Annotated in this window: 18 protein-coding genes; 6 read left to right on the top strand and 12 right to left on the bottom strand. The window is 32.9% G+C overall.

Going from position 1 to position 18,624, the window contains the following annotated elements; all coding sequences use genetic code 11:
• Positions 1 to 123: 123 nt before the first annotated feature.
• From BUB80_RS09210 to BUB80_RS09230, 5 genes are all read right to left on the bottom strand, one after another.
• Positions 124 to 1,314 carry a multidrug effflux MFS transporter gene (locus BUB80_RS09210; RefSeq protein WP_073292640.1) on the bottom strand — a complete coding sequence of 397 codons (1,191 nt, stop codon included), beginning with the start codon at positions 1,312 to 1,314 and terminating at the stop codon, positions 124 to 126.
• 137 nt (positions 1,315 to 1,451) lie between these two features.
• Entirely contained in the window at positions 1,452 to 2,267 is an 816-nt protein-coding gene (locus tag BUB80_RS09215) for an AraC family transcriptional regulator (RefSeq protein WP_073292641.1), read from the bottom strand.
• 7 nt (positions 2,268 to 2,274) lie between these two features.
• On the bottom strand, positions 2,275 to 3,201 hold the full coding sequence (gene rsgA / locus BUB80_RS09220) for a ribosome small subunit-dependent GTPase A (RefSeq protein ID WP_073292642.1): 927 nt from the start codon (positions 3,199 to 3,201) through the stop codon (positions 2,275 to 2,277).
• A 111-nt stretch (positions 3,202 to 3,312) separates the two neighbouring features.
• Positions 3,313 to 4,395: a chorismate mutase gene (locus BUB80_RS09225; protein WP_073292643.1), complete on the bottom strand. Its 1,083-nt coding sequence runs from the start codon at positions 4,393 to 4,395 to the stop codon at positions 3,313 to 3,315.
• 419 nt (positions 4,396 to 4,814) lie between these two features.
• Positions 4,815 to 5,249 carry a hypothetical protein gene (locus BUB80_RS09230; RefSeq protein WP_228433747.1) on the bottom strand — a complete coding sequence of 145 codons (435 nt, stop codon included), beginning with the start codon at positions 5,247 to 5,249 and terminating at the stop codon, positions 4,815 to 4,817.
• A gap of 10 nt (positions 5,250 to 5,259) precedes the next feature.
• Between BUB80_RS09230 and BUB80_RS23610 the strand changes: the two genes are divergently transcribed.
• The gene (locus BUB80_RS23610; RefSeq protein ID WP_175549589.1) at positions 5,260 to 5,415 is read left to right on the top strand and encodes a hypothetical protein; all 156 of its coding nucleotides are present in this window, start codon (positions 5,260 to 5,262) and stop codon (positions 5,413 to 5,415) included.
• A 16-nt stretch (positions 5,416 to 5,431) separates the two neighbouring features.
• On the opposite strand, the gene dnaX is transcribed toward BUB80_RS23610, so the two are convergent.
• The 4 genes from dnaX to BUB80_RS09250 form a co-directional block, all read right to left on the bottom strand.
• Positions 5,432 to 6,517, bottom strand: coding sequence for a DNA polymerase III subunit gamma/tau (dnaX, locus tag BUB80_RS09235; RefSeq protein ID WP_073292644.1), 1,086 nt, complete (start codon positions 6,515 to 6,517; stop codon positions 5,432 to 5,434).
• 96 nt (positions 6,518 to 6,613) lie between these two features.
• On the bottom strand, positions 6,614 to 7,240 hold the full coding sequence (locus BUB80_RS09240; RefSeq protein WP_073292645.1) for a TetR/AcrR family transcriptional regulator: 627 nt from the start codon (positions 7,238 to 7,240) through the stop codon (positions 6,614 to 6,616).
• Between the two features lie 15 nt (positions 7,241 to 7,255).
• On the bottom strand, positions 7,256 to 8,512 hold the full coding sequence (locus BUB80_RS09245; protein ID WP_073292646.1) for an aminotransferase class I/II-fold pyridoxal phosphate-dependent enzyme: 1,257 nt from the start codon (positions 8,510 to 8,512) through the stop codon (positions 7,256 to 7,258).
• Positions 8,513 to 8,866: 354 nt separating this feature from the next.
• Complete coding sequence (locus BUB80_RS09250; RefSeq protein ID WP_073292647.1) at positions 8,867 to 9,616, bottom strand: response regulator transcription factor; 750 nt, start codon at positions 9,614 to 9,616, stop codon at positions 8,867 to 8,869.
• A 94-nt stretch (positions 9,617 to 9,710) separates the two neighbouring features.
• Here BUB80_RS09250 and BUB80_RS09255 point away from each other — a divergent pair, with 94 nt between their 5' ends.
• Positions 9,711 to 10,358: a DUF1349 domain-containing protein gene (locus BUB80_RS09255; protein ID WP_073292648.1), complete on the top strand. Its 648-nt coding sequence runs from the start codon at positions 9,711 to 9,713 to the stop codon at positions 10,356 to 10,358.
• A gap of 87 nt (positions 10,359 to 10,445) precedes the next feature.
• Here the strand turns inward: BUB80_RS09255 and BUB80_RS09260 are convergent, their stop codons facing one another.
• The 3 genes from BUB80_RS09260 to BUB80_RS09270 form a co-directional block, all read right to left on the bottom strand.
• Positions 10,446 to 11,312, bottom strand: coding sequence for a LysR substrate-binding domain-containing protein (locus tag BUB80_RS09260; RefSeq protein WP_073292649.1), 867 nt, complete (start codon positions 11,310 to 11,312; stop codon positions 10,446 to 10,448).
• 18 nt (positions 11,313 to 11,330) lie between these two features.
• Positions 11,331 to 11,540 carry a hypothetical protein gene (locus BUB80_RS09265; protein ID WP_073292650.1) on the bottom strand — a complete coding sequence of 70 codons (210 nt, stop codon included), beginning with the start codon at positions 11,538 to 11,540 and terminating at the stop codon, positions 11,331 to 11,333.
• A gap of 204 nt (positions 11,541 to 11,744) precedes the next feature.
• Complete coding sequence (locus BUB80_RS09270) at positions 11,745 to 12,593, bottom strand: hypothetical protein (RefSeq protein WP_073292651.1); 849 nt, start codon at positions 12,591 to 12,593, stop codon at positions 11,745 to 11,747.
• 280 nt (positions 12,594 to 12,873) lie between these two features.
• On the opposite strand from BUB80_RS09270, the gene BUB80_RS09275 reads away from it, so the two are divergent.
• The 4 genes from BUB80_RS09275 to BUB80_RS09290 all read left to right on the top strand — a co-directional run bounded on the left by BUB80_RS09275 (position 12,874) and on the right by BUB80_RS09290 (position 18,585).
• Complete coding sequence (locus BUB80_RS09275; RefSeq protein WP_073292652.1) at positions 12,874 to 13,851, top strand: helix-turn-helix domain-containing protein; 978 nt, start codon at positions 12,874 to 12,876, stop codon at positions 13,849 to 13,851.
• Between the two features lie 370 nt (positions 13,852 to 14,221).
• Positions 14,222 to 15,409: an MFS transporter gene (locus tag BUB80_RS09280; protein ID WP_073292653.1), complete on the top strand. Its 1,188-nt coding sequence runs from the start codon at positions 14,222 to 14,224 to the stop codon at positions 15,407 to 15,409.
• A gap of 204 nt (positions 15,410 to 15,613) precedes the next feature.
• Positions 15,614 to 16,030, top strand: a complete 417-nt coding sequence (locus tag BUB80_RS09285) for a hypothetical protein (protein ID WP_054508669.1) — start codon at positions 15,614 to 15,616, stop codon at positions 16,028 to 16,030.
• A gap of 155 nt (positions 16,031 to 16,185) precedes the next feature.
• Complete coding sequence (locus BUB80_RS09290; protein WP_073292654.1) at positions 16,186 to 18,585, top strand: alpha-2-macroglobulin family protein; 2,400 nt, start codon at positions 16,186 to 16,188, stop codon at positions 18,583 to 18,585.
• Positions 18,586 to 18,624 lie beyond the last annotated feature (39 nt).

Genomic DNA, 18,624 nt, shown 5'->3' on the forward strand with positions numbered 1-18,624 from the left:
ATAAAAATGATTCTGTGTCTAATTTTATTTTCAAGGAAAAATAACAGAATATTCTGCCTTATACCCTATTTTTTATGACAGCTATTACACATTCTGTCACAAATTATAACCAATTGTCATATTTTATGCCATCTCTTTCTTTTTATAATAGATTTTACATGCAAAGCCCATTGCTATTATTCCAAGTAAGATGCGGGTAATAATCATAGGCATGATTGATTTTGATTCTAAAAACCCCACCAATCCAGACATCAAGAAAGTAATCATTAACTGCGTAAAGCCCATTAATGCTGCTGCTGTACCTCGTCCTTCCTTAAAAGGTGACAAAGCATGACCTGTTGTAATGGGAAATAAAAGTCCTATTGCAATTAAGGATAGAAACAACATAGAGATTTCTAAACTTACCGGCAGATGATAAGCAGAAATAAAGAAATGCAGACCATTAGTAGAAACCAAAAGTACTGTGGCTGCCAATAATATTTTTGTATCTTTTATTCTACGTATTAATTTTGGAGTTATGAAAGCAGCAAATATTAAGGCTAATGAATTAAATGCAAATATAAAACTGAAAACCTCACTAGAAAAACCATGGATTTCCATAAATAATAAAGGAGCATTCGAGATATAAATAATCAGGGAAGCAAAAGCAATACTTCCAATCACTGTATTAGCAATAAAATCTTTATTAGAAATTATTTGTTTTAACTGATCTTTTAATTTTGTTTCGTCTACTGCGGTATCCGGAGAAGTAATTCTTGAATTCGTTTCCGGAATATATTTAATGACCAAAAGTAGCGTTAAAGCTCCTAAAATGCTTAAAAAACCAAAAGCACTATTCCATCCCCAGAATCTTAGAAAGACACTTCCCAACAAGGGAGCTACAATAGGCGCAATGCCGCTTATTTGGGATTGTTTAGAAAAAATAGTCACCGCTTTTTCTTTGTCATAAAGATCAATTACAATAGCCCTTCCAATTACAATTCCGGCACTTCCACCAAAAGCCTGTAAAAAGCGCATGCCCCACAAGACAAAAATATTAGTGGTGAAATAAATAGCTACAGCACCAATAATAAAAAGAATCAAACCAATATACAATATTGGCTTTCTTCCTTTTTTGTCAGATAAAGGCCCCCATAATAACTGGCCTATCGCAAAACCTGCAAAAAATATAGAAATTGATATTTGAATATGCCCTATATCAGTCTGGAAAATTTGCGCCATCAAAGGAAAGGCAGGCAAATATAGATCGATGCTCAACGATTCGAGGGTATTTAAAAGAGCAAGAATAAAAACAATAATACTTAAGTTTCTCATAAAGAATTTTTAAATCATTAACCAACTGCATGAAGGCTTTTCAGCTGGCAAAATTCCTTTAAAAAAGGATAGCTTTCCATACAAGAACTGAGGGAAGTAAAGCACAAACTGAGGATTATTTTTGAGTATTTTTAAACTTAAATAACAGAATTTTTAAACTGTTCAGGATTAATGCCAGTATGTTTTTTAAAGAAACGTGAAAAATAAGAAGCATCATTAAATCCTAATTTAAAAGCTACTTCTTTTACCGTTAAAGCTCCAAAGCTCAACTCTCTTTTAGCCTCAAGCAAAAGCCTTTGGCTAATCATTTTTTTCACTGTAGTACCTCTGGAAATACGAATAATGTCATTAAGATGATGTGCACTTACATTTAATCTTTCTGCATAAAATGCCGTGTCTTTCTGTACAGTATAATGTTCTTCAATAAGGGGAATAAGCTGCTGAATTCTTAACCTGTCATTATTCATATCCTCCGAGGTAATTAGCTGGTCGGTAATAATGATACAGAAAGCTTTCAAATAAGCTTTTATTACATTGATTCGTGAACTTTCTTGATATTCCTGTGTGATGAGTTCTGTAATAGTCTGGCAGGTTTCAGAACTTTTAGGATCTAATAAAAAAGGCTGCGTTCCGCTTTCTAGAATAACTTCAACTTCAGAAACTTCCTGAAAAATCTCTCTACTTATCGCAAAAACAAAACCTTTCTCGCCACGCAGTTTCATATTAAAAACTTGTCCTGGCGCAATAATACAAATATGATTATCCTTAATAGAATATTCCTTAAAGTCTAGCTCTAACCTAGTGTTTTCATGAGTCTTCTGAAACCAGATGATTTCAAAAAAATTGTGACGATGGACATCATGAAAATTTTCAGGATGACCATTATCTAAGGTCATCACTTTAAACTTCTCAAAGGTTAGATTATGGATAGGAATTTCTTTTCCTGAACTCATAAAGGGATTATTTTTGGGCTAATTCATCTGCCTCATCCATCAGCTTTATATAAGTAGAATATCTTGAATGCTGAATTTCACCTGTTTCCAATGCATCAAGAACAGCACATTTTGGTTCATTAATATGCATGCAATTATGAAACTTACATTCTTTTCTCTTTCTAAAGATTTCCGGAAAATAATGTTGTACTTCTTCTTTTTCAATATCAATCATTGCAAACTCACGAACTCCGGGAGTGTCAATAACATTTCCGCCAAAGTTCCAGAAATGCATCTGAGCAAAAGTAGTGGTATGTTTTCCTTTAAGGTGTGTATCTGAGATTTCAGAAGTCTTTAAATTCAATCCTGGTTGCAATGCATTTACCAAAGTAGATTTTCCACAACCCGAATGTCCGAAGAAAACAGAAGTTTTATCTTTTAGAAGTATTTGAAGATCATCTAAATTCAATTGAGAATAAGACGAAATTTCCAAAGAATTATATCCTATCTCCTGATAAAGAAACTCAATATCTTTTACCAATTCTATTTCCTCATCATGAAGCACGTCCATTTTATTGAATAAAATCAAAGGCTCGATATTGTATGCTTCACAACATGCTAAAAATCGATCTAAGAACCCAAGAGATGTTTCAGGATGTTTTAAGGTAAAAATAAAACACGCCACATCAATATTAGAGGCAATAATGTGGGCTTCTTTTGAAAGGTTGACAGATTTTCTGATTAGGTAATTTCTTCGTTGGTCTATTTTAGTGATCCAAGCAACATCATCCTGCTCCAGTTGAAACTCCACAAAATCTCCTACAGCAAGCGGATTGGTTAATCTTGTTTTGATTAATTTGAATTTGCCTCGAATTCTGGCCTCGAAAATTCTATCGGTTTCCATTTCTAAAACCTGATACCAACTTCCTGTAGATTTAATGATTTTTCCTTTCATATATTAAGATGGTGCAAATATAGGGAATTAGGGCCTAGAATTTAGTAAATAATAAAATATTACATTTTAAAGTTCCCTAAATTCTAAGCCCTAAAGTTTTATTTCCTGTATCTATTTTCTATCAATCATGATGCTATTCTGTACTTCAATAGACTCTTCGTGAATTGCTTTGAAAACTTTCTCAATAAACTCCTGAGACATTCCTGTTTCTTTTGCTTTTTGATTAGCGTATTCTGTGATTACTTTCCAACGTTCCGGTTGGAAAATAGCGATATCATTCTCTTTCTTAAGTTTACCAATTTTTTCAGAAATCTTCATTCTTTGAGAAAGAAGTTCAATCAATTGGAAATCCAGATCAGAAATCAATGTTCTGTGTCTTCCCATTTCACCATCAAATCCTGCCAATCCTGAATTTCTTACTTTAAGATTTCCAATTAATTCAGCTAATACTTCTGGCGTAATTTGTTGCGATGCATCGCTCCAAGCTTCATCAGGATTACAGTGAGACTCGATGATAGCACCTTGGTAACCAACGTTCATTGCCTCCTGTGTGATATCTGCCAATCCTGTTCTGTTTCCACAGATGTGAGAAGGGTCAATCAACATCGGGATATTCGGAAACTGACTCTTGAAATCTAATGCAATCTGCCAGTTTGGATTGTTTCTGTATTTTGTTTTTTGGTAAGTAGAAAAACCTCTGTGTATCGCTCCTAGGTTTTCAATACCCTGTCCTAATAATCTTTCTAATGCTCCGATCCATAATGCCAAATCTGGATTTACCGGATTTTTCACCAAAACTGTTTTATTTGTTCCTCTCAATGCCATTGCAATTTCCTGAACAGTAAATGGGTTAACTGTAGAACGTGCTCCGATCCAAAGGATATCAACATCAGCTTCCAATGCAGCGAAAACGTGATGAGCATTAGCAACTTCTGTCGCTGTTTTGAAACCGTATTCTTCTTTTACTTTCTTTAGCCAGTTAAGACCAATTACTCCAACTCCTTCAAATCCGTTCGGTTTTGTACGCGGCTTCCAAATTCCTGCACGGAAGATAGGAACCTGTGCACCTGTTTCTTTAATTCTCCTTGCTGTTTCCAACATTTGCGCTTCACTTTCTGCACTACATGGCCCTGCAATCATCATTGGTTGTGGGAACTCGTTAATCCAATCGTTTTTTAAATCACTTAAATTCATATTGTTAATTTATTTTATTGTTAATTTATTTCAGTATTATATACAAACAGGTCTTTCCTTATAAAGTTTTCTTTATAATTTCTTTCAAAAAATGCCGTTAAAAAAATTTAGTGGGAGAAGGAATGATGATAGAAAATCAAATTATTCCTTGTATTATTTTTTGAGAAAGAAATTTAGTTAGCTATACCAATAAAATCGATAATACTCTCTAAAATTTCTAAGATAGCTAAACGATAAACCAAAATAACTGCTAAAAAAATCAGCAGTTGCAAAACCAAAAAGGTTTTTAGAGTTAGGTTTATGTGAGATAATTTGTTCCACTTTTATGGTGTGAATCTTTTATTTCTAGCTATTAAATAATAATTTATTTGATGTCGAAAAGTTATTTTTAAACAAATTGACTTTGCAAATATATAAAATTATGACAAATCAAACTTCATTAAATCATCAAGATCTTTCAACAAAGGATTTTTCTCAATGAACTTTTCAAATATACTTTTTTTTGTAACAACCTCAATTTTAAGGCTTTCGAAGTCTCTTTTGTATTCAATTTCAATAGAATAATTATGTACTTTTCTTTTGAAATGATTAAAAAACTCTCCGCTTATCTTATCAAATTCTACTTTTGCAGAGTCTGAAGGATAAGAAACCTGAATATTATGCTCATCTATTTTAACTAATTTAAAAGCCTTAATAGCATTAAAAACAAATGTATTCTTGGATTGCATTTGTTTTAGTAGCAAATTCCATTCCATTTGTAAATCAGTTTCGGTAAAATGATTTTTTGGAAGATCGTCTGTTTTAATCGCAAGATTTTCATCTTCCTTTTTTTCTACCTTCTCTTCTTTGTTCATAAAAGAATTGATGCTGAAGCCGGAAGACGCACTTTGTCTTGATAATGGTTTGGAAGTTTTCTTAATAACAACTTCCTCTGGAGATTCTGGAGCAGTAGATTTTACAACTGGTTCTTCTTTCTTTTCCTGTGGTTTTTGCGGAATGGCTACTTCAATTTTTTCATGAAGGAATGGCGCCAGTATTAAGAACTTTTTTTTTTTGTAACGTCTACATTAGCCGTTAAAGAAGCCAATTGCATTAAAGCAATTTCAACTGTAAGTCTTGGATTTTTAGAATTTTTATAATTAATATCCGCATGGTTGCAAATCTCAATAGCGTCTATTAATTGTTGGGCATTCCATTTCCGGGCCTGCTCAACAAATTTGGCTTTTGTTTTCTCCCCTACTTCAATCAAATCTATTGTTGTAGTATTTTGAGCCATCATAAGATCTCTGAAATGATTTCCCAGTCCGGCAATAAAGATATGCGGATCAAAACCTTTTTTTACAATTTCATTAAAAGCAAAAAGTACCTCAGGTATTTTATTTTCTTTCGCAAAATCTACAATCGTAAGATACTGATCGTAATCTAAAATATTAAGCACTTCAGCAGCTTTTGCCAAGGTAATATTTTTCTGAGAAAATGTAGAAAGCCTGTCGAAAATAGAAAGAGCATCCCTCAAAGCACCGTCTGCTTTTTGAGCAATTAAATATAAAGCATCATCTTCATATTGAATATTCTCTTTCTGAGCAATAGTTCTAAGATGTGACTGAATATCTTCAATCACAATTCTTTTGAAATCATAAATCTGACAACGCGATAAAATTGTTGGAATAATTTTATGCTTTTCAGTTGTTGCCAAAATAAAAATTGCATGCGCAGGAGGTTCTTCCAGCGTCTTAAGGAAAGCATTGAAGGCTGCAGAAGACAACATATGTACCTCATCTATGATATATACTTTGTATTTACCAACCTGAGGTGCAAAACGTACCTGATCTATCAACTCTCTGATATCATCAACAGAGTTGTTGGATGCTGCATCCAATTCATAGATATTGTACGCAAAGCCATCTTCTGAAACGGAACCATCTTTCTCGTTGATCTTTCTTGCCAGAATTCTGGCACATGTAGTCTTACCAACGCCTCGAGGTCCACAAAACAGTAATGCTTGTGCCAACTGATTTTCTTCAATTGCATGTTCTAACGTATCTGTAATATGAGATTGCCCAACAACAGTATTAAACTCTTGAGGACGATATTTTCTTGCGGATACGATAAAATTTTCCATTGGTCAAAAATAAGAAATATAGTTCTAATCTGAAAATTTAAGTTTTCAAAATTTCGCCAAATTTAAGTTTTTCACAAATGGAAAATTTTTAACAATTTATTTTTTTGCGTATGCAAAGTCTATTAATTCAACAATTGCTTTTTCAATCTCGGCTCTACCTTCGTCAGTTTTCATATCAATTCCGCAAAACTTGTTTGCGTTGTAGCCTGTATAAAGATTTAAGTAATATGCGCCAGAAATAATTAAAGCCATAATTGCTCGGTACCTAGTAGCATCTTCACCAAAATGAGGATCTGTAATATGCTGAAACAACACATCTCCCACTTCTTCACGTTGCTCTACTAGTTTTCTAAGAATAGGTTTACTTTCTGAAAGTTCCCAAAGAATAATCTTCTGAAGTTCTTTGTTCTTTTTCAGATTTTCAAACTGGTTTAGTACCGCTATTTTAGATAGCTCTTGACCACCATCGGAAAGATCTACATCTTCAGTCTGATTGAATTTCGTCCAATAATCCTGAGATTTGATATATTCATCAATTAACTTATCAGTACTTCCAAAATATTCATAGATAAGTTTTTTGTCGAAACCTGCAACGGCTGCAATCTTACTTACTTTTAAACCTGAGTAACCTTTTACTCTTAAAATTTTACCAACTGCGGCAAGTAATTTTTGTTTAGTTTTTTCTTTGTCCCTGATAGGGCCTTGCACTACTTTTCTGGGCATAATACTCGTATTATTTTATTTTTTTGCAATATGCAATTTTTTGTTTATATCTTCAAACGCATTTAGCGTTTTATCAAGATGTTCTTTCTCATGTCTAGCCATTACACTCATTCTGATACGTGCATCTTTTCTTGGAACAGCAGGATATAAAATTGGGTTTGTATAAATTCCCCGTTCAATGAGTAGTCTTCCGACGTCTCCTGTTACATTAGGATCACCAATTTTTACAGGAACTATGGCAGAACGTGTAATTCCCGTGTCTAGCCCCAAGTCATCCAACCCTTTTTTGAAGTAATTTATATTCTCCCAAAGCTTCTGTCTCCATATAGGTTCTTCATCAATCAAATCAATAGCCTTAATGATTCCTGCTGAAGAAGGCGGTGCCGTTGCAGAAAAAATCTGTTGACGAGATTGGAATCTTAAAATTGCAGCTATTTTTTTATCTGCAATAACATATCCTCCCAAATTACCAAAAGTCTTACTAAAGGTTCCTGTGATAATATCCACTTCGTGTAATAAATCAGCCTCTTCCAATGTTCCTCTTCCTCTTTCCCCTAAAATTCCTACTCCATGTACATCATCAACCATTAAAAAAGCATTATACTTTTTTACCAACGCATAAATCTCTTTTACGTGAGAAGTATCTCCATCCTGTGAATATACTCCATCTATAACTACGAGTTTTGTGCGATAAAGGTTTTCAGAAGTCTTCAAAATGTGTTCCAAAGCTTCTAAATTGTTGTGAGGGAAGGTTTTTTTATTGGTATAAGCACATCCTTCATGCACACTTGCGTGTACCGCCATATCTAAAATAGCAATATCTTCTTTTTGCATCAGACATTGCAATGTAGCACTATTAGCGGTATATCCGGTAGTAAAAACTACAGCTTCTTCTTGATTTCTGCCAAAAAAAGAAGATATTTTTTTCTCAAGGTCATTATGATAGTCAAAATACCCACCAATAAGCGGCGTAGCCCCGGTTCCGGTTCCGTATTTCTCTATCCCTTCAATCGCTGCCTGCTTTACTTTGGGATGCTGTGTAAACCCTAAGTAATCACTAGAAACAAAACTTACATATTCTCTATCCTGATTGGCAATATTTACATGAACCAAAGAATTAGTTCCTGTTGTATTTTTCAATCTATAGTTCATATGACCGTTAGATTTCATGTACTCTAAAAATTCGTAAAAGATTTCTGCTCTTTGAGAGATGTTGTAATCTGGGATATTTTCAAAATCCCTAAAAGTGGCTGTTGTAAAGTTAATTTTCATCCTTAATTTCGTTAGCTGTTTAAATAACAAATATAGGATTATTTCACCTTGAAGACTTTTAATTTCCCATTAAATTTTGCTATGCATACAATATTTGAACCATATAATTTGAGAATCAACGCTTTCCACTTCTACCACAACGTTTTAGCATTAATTTTAACACTCAAAAATGAGGTATATTTCACTAAAAAAAGATTAAAAAAAAACAAAATAATTCAACAAAACAGGATAAAAAAAGACAACAATCTTCGTAATCATCTCACTTCGACTTGAAATATTTAATTATTTATAACAATATATGATTATTTAACAAAAATAAATCACCGAAATATTAAATTAATATTAAATTAACTATCATAATCCAGAAAAACTATCATTAAATGCTTTTATAGAATTCTTCACATTTAATTTCTCTAAAATGTTCTGACGATGACGGCTTACAGTGTTCACACTGATGAAAAGAAAATCAGCAATTTCTTTACTTGTAAAACCCTCTCCAACAAATTTTAAGACTTCCAATTCTCTTTGAGATAATATATTTTTGTAATTCAGTTTATCTTCTACTACCACTTCTCCTTTGGAAGAATCAATAATTAAAAAATCTGATGGTGAAAGAACAGACTGCTCCAGCGAAATGCTGTATAAACACAGTGCAAACCTCAGCTTGTTATTGTAAGGGGAATATGTATAAAACATACGATGTTGCACAAACCTGTATTCATCATTTTTATCCTTCATCCTAATTCGGGATACTACATTGTGATTGATGCGGTTTTCCGGCGTGAAAGAATCCATTAATTTAAAAAAACGTAATTCGTGGATGTATTTTTTCAGCTTATCATCAGGATGTATTTTCTTTAAAATTTCTTCTTCCCAAATTGAATCTATAACGGTAGGATTTTCTTTAAAATTCAAACCTAGCTCCAAAGCAGACTTCGAAGTAAAGACGTAACTTTTGTTAGCCTGCATATCACTCAACACCGAAACGATGTTTTCAATCTGAGCATACATTGAAGCTTGTTGAATGTAAATATCAATATCCAACAAACAATCACTCCCATTTTTGTTTAACAGAGTTTTATTAAGTGTATCTAAAATTTCCATAAATGGTTATTTTTAATCATTGATGATAAGACGGTAAACTTTTACTTTTGCTAAGTTAAAAATTTACATCCAGTTACACTGATAAAGAAAGATCATGAAGAGAATAATTTTAAGTTTTTGCGTGCTACTGCTGGTTCAGAAGAGTTTTGCTCAAACTTTAGAAAAGATGACATGGTTCAATGAACCTGAAAAATGGGAAATTAAAAACAACGCTTTATCAATGGTTGTCACGCCACAAAGTGATTACTGGAGAATTTCACATTATGGCTTCACTGTAGACGATGCTCCTTTCTATTATACGACTTACGGTGGAGAATTTGAAGCGAAAGTAAAAATCACAGGAAACTACAATGCAAGATTTGACCAAATGGGATTGATGTTGAGAATAGACAAAGATCATTATATTAAAGCGGGTGTTGAATTTGTGGATGGTAAATATAATTTGAGTACTGTTGTTACCCATACAACAAGTGACTGGAGTGTGATTACTTTAGACAAAACACCTTCTGCTGTATGGATAAAAGCCATAAGAAGACTTGATGCAGTTGAGATTTTTTATTCATTTGATGATAAAAACTATATCATGATGCGTAATGCTCATTTACAGGACAACGTTCCTGTCATGGTTGGCTTAATGGCTGCGTGCCCGGATGGAAATGGTTTTAATGCCACTTTTGAAAATTTCAAGGTAAAGCACCTTCCGGATGAACGACGCCTACAATGGCTTGAAAACCACAAATAACGATTGAATTAAATTCAATATACAGTCAATTTTTATTTAACCTCTCATTTTATGGGAGGTTTTATGCTATAGGCTACTATTAAATAACTACATATTCAGATAAGTGTAAAAAACAGTCATTGCTTTTTTTTCATAAGCATCTTTCAAAGAAATACGCATCGCAGTACGGATCATATTTTTCCCTTTTATCGGGATGGTAAGCAGATCATCTTTTTCGGTAACTGTTGTTTGTGCTAAAATGGTAAACCAATTCCCACTTTTCGTGAGTTCAAGCAAAGTAGGAATATCATTTATTTCAATGAGAATTTGAGGTGATAATTTGTTGCTTTCAAAAGCTTCCGTAACAAATTTAGTAGTACTATATCCTTTTGTAGGCAATGCCAAAGGTAATTCTGTGATTTCTTTTAATGTAATGCTTTCTTTATTTTTAAAATCAGATTTTTTTGAAGCTACCAATGTCATTGGCGAAGTAAAAAGAGGAATATAATTAAAAATCTTTTCTTGGGCTCCTGTTGCAAAAGTCAGAGCAAAATCAACTTCCAAATGGCTTAATTTTTCAATTAATTCAGAAGTAGTTCCAAAAACGATATTCACTCTTACCCCAGGGTACTGTATAGAAAAGCGAATGAGCGCTTCTATTAAAGTAGAGCGCATTCCGTAGGTAACTCCTATCGTAAGTTCGCCATTTTTTAATTCTTTCAAATCCCGTAAAGCCAAGAAACCTTCCTGCGATTTAAGCAAACTTTTTTCCGCATATTCTGAAAATACAGCACCTGCTTCCGTCAATACAATACGTTTTCCTATTCTGTTAAACAGAGGAATTCCCAATTCATCTTCAAGCTGTTTGATTTGCTGAGAAAGTGTACTTTGGCTTATATATAAATGGCTGGCAGCTTCCGTAAAATTAAGAAGCTCTTTAGCTTTAAGAAAATATCGAATTTGTCTGAGTTCCATTTTACAAATTTAGAAACTTTAGCATCTGCCAAAAACTTTATCTAACTTTATTTCAGAAACATTTTCGCCATTAAAAATAAGTGATAAAACAATTTTTCGTCTCCACCAAATGGTTCCTACTTCATAGGTCCAGATTTGATTATTAAAATAATTAAACCCATCCCCCATTTCTTTCTTTATTTCATTACGTGTTTTACCCAATAAGTGGGAGAAATTTTCTTTTTTCATCTTTTGTGTGTTTAGCTCTACGTATCAAAATGGAGACCAAAAAGAAATCTGCTCTTTTACCAGATAAAGAAAGATGAACATGCAGAAGAAGAAAAAAGGTGATCAGTAAATACATTAAAGATTATACTTTTCACCTTAATTCATATATCAAAAATAAAGATCTTCATTCAAAGCCAAAAAGCCATCAACTTTCTCCGGCTATCATTAATACAGTCTTTGTACCGATAAAAAGAGTTCTCTCGTATTATCTCCTGTATTCGTATCTGAAGTTGTTGCATTACTGCTTCCCGCGGTAGATTTATTATCCACCCTGAATGCATAATATACTCTATACCATCTTGGTTCCGGTTCCTGCATGGTGATGTCAAAAGTTACAGTTTCATTATGGGTTTGTGATAAATAGACTCCATCATCAAACTGGCGGTAAGCGCCTGGCGACAATTTGATATTTCCATTATCAGAATCTCCCGTATGGGTAGACATTTCCGAAACCCAAATTTTGATATCCGAATTGCCAACATTATAAAGACGCGGATTAAATGTAGTTATTGCTCCAGTTCCTGAAGAGTTCCCGTCAAACTGAGCATCAAGCCTTACAACACCGCCCAGCACCGGAATATCATTAAGATACGTGCTCGCCAAAATGTTGGCTCCAGAAGTATTCGCTGGAATACTACCGTGATAATACACCAACTCTCCAATCACAATGTCATCATTGGCACCTCCAAAAGCAAATTTCCATGTTTCTCCATTGTACATGTAATATCCGGCTTTATCAACTTTTGCTGTTTTTACAGAAGGTAAACTTACTGGCTGAGTAACATAGACTAAAGCTCCGGTTTGCGCGGTAAGATATACCAAATCCTTTGCTTTCAACTGATCTCCTGTCATTCGTGGAGCCATCACCCCGTCTGCTGAGGTTGCTATATCAGGTTTTCCAACTACATCCAAGGTTGCCTTAGGAGAAGCTGTATTAATGCCTACTTGCGAATATGCTCCCACTGAAAAAAAGCTCAACACCAAACTGCATACCGATAATTTAATTTTATTCATGTTTTTTTACTCTGTTTTTATTTATAATGATTACAATTTCAGATCTATTACATTATTTTATTAAGTCTTTTCTATCTTTGTATTAATAAAATTTTTCGATCTGGATTTAGTGCAAAGTTATCTGCTGCATTAAATCAATTTTTAAACACATGAATGAAAACCCGAAAACAACTTACAATTAATATCAATTTATAATTCAACACTTTACATCAATGAATTTCAAAATTTGACTGATATAAAAAGTAACTGGTAGCAGTGAAATAATATTTTTAAACAACAAATGATCATTACAGATTCTATAAAGCTTCAAAAAATAGAGAAACATAAAAGAGATCTCATTCATTATTATGTCATATTAATGTCTGCTATTCTTTCTATTTATGCGCTCATTTTTACATTTTTTATTCCGGATAAAGTGATTGCATGGTATCTGTATGGTGGATTGTTTTTTATGGTCTACTCTTATTTTATCATTCGCAAGAACTATAATATCAATGCTCTGATTCATTCCTACATGATTCTTGCATCGTTTTATAACTTCTATATTATGCTGGCTTTTTGGAATAACTCTGTCGCAAGTTTTGTATGGTTCATGCCTATTCCTTTGGCTGCTTATGTTTTTTTTTCAAGAAAATACGTTATCCTCTACAGTTCATTTATTCTTCTTACTATCATTTTAGGCTATCTTATTTCTAAAAATTTTAATTTTAATTTTCAGGAACACAGCAGGGATGATGTAAAAATGACGGATACTTTTGTGGTGATTTCCAATGTTGCCGTAATCTCGCTTATCATCTATTTTAAAGACAAAATAAGAAGAGAAGAAATCTATCATGAAATTGAAGAAAAACAACAATCAGAGCCGAGAATAACAGTGTCTATAGAAAAAGATACAGCATCTGCAGACGAACTGTTTGAGAAAATAGAACAGATCATGACAGAAAAACAAGCCTATAAAGACATTAATTTCAACATCTCAAAACTCTCTACAGAACTGGAAGCTAACAGCACTTATATTTCAAAAGCCATAAGACAGCACGGTTTTCCGAATTTTAATAATTACCTTAATACCCACAGAATCAATTGTGTTAAAGATCTATTGGCTGAAAATGATCTTGAGAAAGTAACCCTTATGTATATTTATACCGAAGCAGGGTTTTCTAACCAATCTACTTTCAATCGTGTTTTTAAACAAATTGAAAAAATTACCCCATCTGAATACCTTCAAACTATTCAACCCATCAAAACTCCGGAATAAAGCAGTTCATCCTAAATCGGTTTAAACGATGAATATTATCGAAATAAAGCGTTTTAACAATTAAAAAAATATCAGGAACTTTATTGAGTATAAAAACTCAGCAAAAGGAGGTATTCCAGAAGAGTTTTAATGATGAAATTTTTATTTAACCACAAAAGGTACAAAAGCTATTCGCAGATTCTTAAACATTGTTTAATTGTTAGAAAGCAAAAGCGACTCAAAAGAATAATATTTCGACTCCGCTCAATATGCAAAGATTTTTAAAACTTATGTGACCCTATTAGCGGTTTAATAATTAACTAAAAATACTAAAGTGTTAATCTTTTGCGGTTAAATTTAAAATTAGTTTAAACAGACTTGATAATAAATAATGAATATTCCTGAAAAAGCAGATAGAAAAAGTACCCGTTTCCGATATATAAAATTCTGTATTTTTCTTTCAGGACTTTCTGTTTTTGCCCAGCTATATCTTTTTCAACCTTTGCTTCCCATGGTGGCAGAGCAGTTTCATACTACAGTTGGAGACAGCTCTCTACTCGTTTCTTCTTCCACCATAGGAATGGCCATTGGTTTGTTTTTTTTCGCCTTCAAAGCAGATAGCTATTCCAGAAAAAAACTGATGATATTTTCACTGCTTTCTTCTGCGGTATTAACCATTATTTCTAGTTGGATTCAAAGTCTGCCATTATTGATTGCTATTGGCATCATCAAAGGTTTTGTTATTTCAGGCGTATCAGCAGTTGCTCTTGCTTATCTTACAGAGGAAGTTGAACTTTCGGTAGTAGCTTTAGCCATCAGCATGTATCTCAGCGGAAATACGATAGGTGGTATGAGCGGAAGAATCTCAGCAACCATTATTGCCGGCGAATTGGGGTGGAGAAATGCGGTACTCATCATCGGGATAGAAAGTTTGATACTAGGTTTACTCTTTTGGAAGTTTTTCCCTAATTCAAAATTTTTCCATCCTCAAAAAACAGATTATTCCCTGAAAATGAAGCAAATGAAAAGGTTTTTATCAGATCCTTATATGCTTCGTTTATTTGCTATAGCCTCGCTGCTCATGGGAAGCTTTGTAAGTGTTTATAATTACCTTACGTTTCGTTTAGAATCGGCTCCGTTTTCATTGAATCATTTTCTGATTGCCTTTATATTTCTAATGTACACATTTGGCGTTTTCGGAACTATGATCACGAGCAGACTGTCAAAGAGAATGGATCAGAAATACATTTTGAAAGGCTCTATTATTTTTATGATTATAGGAATTTCCCTTCTTCTTTCTTCTCATATTTATATTGTTATTTTCGGTCTCGGATTATTTACGCTATCCTTTTTCGCTGCCCATACAATGGCCAGCCAAATGACCGCTTTACGGGCTAAAGAAGGAAAATCATCTGCCACTTCTATATATTGGCTTTTTTATTATTTTGGTTCCAGCATTTTGGGAAGTGGCACGGGCTACATTCTGCATGCTACTTCATGGAGCTTTTTTATTATTTTTCTCATTCTTGCAATTGGTTTTGCTTTTTCGCTTACCATCAACAAAAGATCAATACAATAATCAAATACCACATAAGTACCACGTTTTATACTCCATAAAACACACCCTAATGATCGTTATCAACAACAAGCCAATTATTTAAGAAAAATATTAATAATAAATTAACGAAACTTTAAATTAATTTACCGTGCAAGGCATAATATTTGCAACTCTATCATTACCAATTACTCACTTCTAGTAGAGTTTAACCTTAAACAAAATATTATGAACGTTGTAGATCTTAAAATTAAAAATTTAGTGGAATACCGAAATCAGATATTTACGATTACGGAAATCTTCCAAGATGATGAAAAAGATTATTTTGTAAAAATAGAAAATGACATTCGCAGTGTTTCAGTTCCGGCGGATTCTATTAAACCTATTGATATCACTGAAGAATGGCTTGAAAAATTAGGGTTTTTAAAAACATATACTTCTGAGCAACGCATCAGATATGAAAGACCTGAAACTTTTATCAAGTATGATATTGATTTGAGCTCTAGAAAAATCGTAGAAGGCTTAAAAATTTACGGAAATTCTATAAAGTGCAAATACATCCATGAGTTCCAAAACATATTTTCATGTTTGTTCGGAAAAGAACCGAATTTAATGAACTATGGCTTACTAAAGACCGAATCTTAATTATAGTATATTATTACGTAAAATCCACAACTCTAGAAGTTGTGGATTTTTTTAGTTAAAATCTCCTTAAATTTCAAAATTATAAGTTAAATATCAATTTTGGAAATTTTTAAATAAGTAATTTAGCATAGCATTAAAAATGCGCTAATATCTTTATGAAAAATATATTCTTTTTATTGCTTATTTCAAGTGTACAACCTGTATTATCACAAACTAAACTAGAAAAAGCAATTACGAATCTTGAGAATAATTACGAACAAGAAAAAGTATATCTACTTACTGATAAATCACAGTATGTTGCAGGTGACCAAATCTGGTTTAAAAGCTTTGTATTTGATGGTTATAACCGAACAGCATTATCTACCACTCTATTTGTTGAACTGTATAATTCTGATAAAAAATTAATAGACTGGAAAACCATACTTCTAACCAATGGTGAAGGGAGCGGAGATTTTAAACTGAATGAAAATTTGCCGGAGCAAGTTTACTTCGTAAGGGCCTATACCCCTTATATGACTAATTTTAGTGAAGATTTTCAGATTGTTAAAATGATTCCTATTTACAATCCGAACGCCACCGAAACATTAGAAATTGCTAAAAATCCCAATTGGTCTGCTAAAGTTTTTCCAGAAGGAGGAAATTTCATCAACGGGATGCCTACCAAATTTGCAGTAAGATTATCTAGTGATACCTCTTTACCCGAAAACTGGACCGGAAAAATAATAGACGCACAAAATCCAAATGTATCCATCACAACGTTTACATCATTTGATAAAAATGTTGCTTCTTTTAAAATCACTCCAACCTTAGGAAAAAAATACCAAGCTATTATTCAAGATAATACCGGAAAAAAGCAAACAATAGATTTACCACAGGTTGCAAGTACCGGTCTCAATTTAGAAGTTTCCAGTTCTAATGAAGGTGTTAGATACAGTTTAAAAGGAGTCAACTTAAAACAACAGCTCCAAAATTATAAAATTGTTGGAACCATCAATAACCATCTTGCTTATAAAGCAAATATTACTCAACTAACTAATGATGCTTCAAGTCTTATTCCTACAAAAGTAAGTACTGGTGCCAATGCTGTTTTGCAACTAGCAATTTTTGATGAACAAGATAATTTAGTTGCACAAAGACTTTGCTTTATAAAGCCCAATAATCTAAAGATTGAGAAAGCAGATATTATCAGCCAAAATTTAAAACAAACGCCAAGATCATTCAATAGCATTGATCTTTCCCCAGAATCTTATTTTAAAAATTATACCGTTTTAGTAAGTGATGACAACGGTAATAACAATCCAGAAGAAGAAAATATATTGAGTAGCCTTTGGTTAACAGGAGATTTTACAACAAAAATAGATGCACCAGCTCAATATTTTTCTAAAAATGCTAATCCTGAAGCGTTAGACGCATTACTTATTTCTGAAAATTGGAAAAGATTTGACTGGAATTCCTTACTTAACGGAGCTGTACCTACTATTAAAACCAGTTCTCAAAAATTTCTTTCTTATAAAATAAAACCTATTAAAGACAATGCCATACTGAAAGATGCTCCTGTAACTTTAGCATTAAAATTAGGAGAAAACCCACCCTCTGTTAGCTTATTTAAAACTGATCAAAATGGGTATGTTTATTTAGATAACCTTAACTTTAATGAACCATTGGGGGTTTCATTATTTGTAAATTCAGAAAAAAATAAAGAATCAAGTACAGACAATTTATTCGTCACCGTAGAACCTCTAATAAATCCTACACAATTTAAAGGCAATTTCCCCAATACAAAATACAAATTGGTGAAAGCTACTGAGAATAAAAAACTTCCTATAGCAATCTCCAGAGCTATCAACAATCAGAAAAATAACAAAAAAGAGGAGAATATTGATGTACAAATTGAAGAAGTAAAAATAGTAGGAAAAAAGCAAGATCCAAAAGAAGAACTAAACAAACAACTGTCTAGCGGAATGTTTAATTCTATGAACTCTACTATATTTGACTTTGTAAATGAAGATCAGCATGCCGCTGGGTCCACTAATATATTAGATTGGTTACAAGGAAGAGCAGCCGGTTTAACCTTTCAAAGAAACAACTCGGGTGAGAATGTACCTTACATTCGTGGTAATCAAGCTAAGTTATATTTGGATGAAACTCCCGCTGATCCTTCTATGATTACAAGTCTTCCTATAAGCAACATTGCGATGGTGAAAATTATAAAAGCATCAGGATTAATAGGTGATGCCGTAGTAATCTATACTATGAAAGGTGGTTTGAAATCTAAAAATACTGGAAAAGAAACAAAGAAAAACAACTTAGCTATAGTAAAAGGCTATGATAAACCTTCAGAATTTCCTATTGAAATGCTAGACGATAATTCTGCAACGAAAATTGAAAATGATACTCGAGAAACATTATATTGGAATCCTAATTTATTTGAGAGTGATTATGTCCCTCCAAGGATTAAATTTTATAATAATGACAGTGCAAAACAATATAAAGTACTTATAATAAGTTTTGATGAAGACGACAATCTGCTTTATGATAATAGAATCTTAAAATAATCTATTGCTTTACAGCAAAAAAATCTGTCTCATAACTGA

Origin of the sequence: Chryseobacterium polytrichastri (assembly GCF_900142445.1) — a bacterium.
Classification (GTDB): domain Bacteria; phylum Bacteroidota; class Bacteroidia; order Flavobacteriales; family Weeksellaceae; genus Chryseobacterium; species Chryseobacterium polytrichastri.

Coding starts and splice junctions, on each gene's coding strand:
- BUB80_RS09230 (WP_228433747.1), bottom strand. CDS start 5,249: ATGAACAAAGAAGAGAAGGTAGAAAAAAAGGAAGATGAAAATCTTGCG.
- BUB80_RS09240 (WP_073292645.1), bottom strand. CDS start 7,240: ATGCCCAGAAAAGTAGTGCAAGGCCCTATCAGGGACAAAGAAAAAACT.
- BUB80_RS09225 (WP_073292643.1), bottom strand. CDS start 4,395: ATGAATTTAAGTGATTTAAAAAACGATTGGATTAACGAGTTCCCACAA.
- BUB80_RS09270 (WP_073292651.1), bottom strand. CDS start 12,593: ATGAATAAAATTAAATTATCGGTATGCAGTTTGGTGTTGAGCTTTTTT.
- BUB80_RS09260 (WP_073292649.1), bottom strand. CDS start 11,312: ATGGAACTCAGACAAATTCGATATTTTCTTAAAGCTAAAGAGCTTCTT.
- BUB80_RS09245 (WP_073292646.1), bottom strand. CDS start 8,512: ATGAAAATTAACTTTACAACAGCCACTTTTAGGGATTTTGAAAATATC.
- BUB80_RS23610 (WP_175549589.1), top strand. CDS start 5,260: ATGCTGAAGCCGGAAGACGCACTTTGTCTTGATAATGGTTTGGAAGTT.
- BUB80_RS09250 (WP_073292647.1), bottom strand. CDS start 9,616: ATGGAAATTTTAGATACACTTAATAAAACTCTGTTAAACAAAAATGGG.
- BUB80_RS09255 (WP_073292648.1), top strand. CDS start 9,711: ATGAAGAGAATAATTTTAAGTTTTTGCGTGCTACTGCTGGTTCAGAAG.
- BUB80_RS09215 (WP_073292641.1), bottom strand. CDS start 2,267: ATGAGTTCAGGAAAAGAAATTCCTATCCATAATCTAACCTTTGAGAAG.
- BUB80_RS09280 (WP_073292653.1), top strand. CDS start 14,222: ATGAATATTCCTGAAAAAGCAGATAGAAAAAGTACCCGTTTCCGATAT.
- BUB80_RS09265 (WP_073292650.1), bottom strand. CDS start 11,540: ATGAAAAAAGAAAATTTCTCCCACTTATTGGGTAAAACACGTAATGAA.
- BUB80_RS09285 (WP_054508669.1), top strand. CDS start 15,614: ATGAACGTTGTAGATCTTAAAATTAAAAATTTAGTGGAATACCGAAAT.
- BUB80_RS09290 (WP_073292654.1), top strand. CDS start 16,186: ATGAAAAATATATTCTTTTTATTGCTTATTTCAAGTGTACAACCTGTA.
- BUB80_RS09275 (WP_073292652.1), top strand. CDS start 12,874: ATGATCATTACAGATTCTATAAAGCTTCAAAAAATAGAGAAACATAAA.
- dnaX (WP_073292644.1), bottom strand. CDS start 6,517: ATGGAAAATTTTATCGTATCCGCAAGAAAATATCGTCCTCAAGAGTTT.
- BUB80_RS09210 (WP_073292640.1), bottom strand. CDS start 1,314: ATGAGAAACTTAAGTATTATTGTTTTTATTCTTGCTCTTTTAAATACC.
- rsgA (WP_073292642.1), bottom strand. CDS start 3,201: ATGAAAGGAAAAATCATTAAATCTACAGGAAGTTGGTATCAGGTTTTA.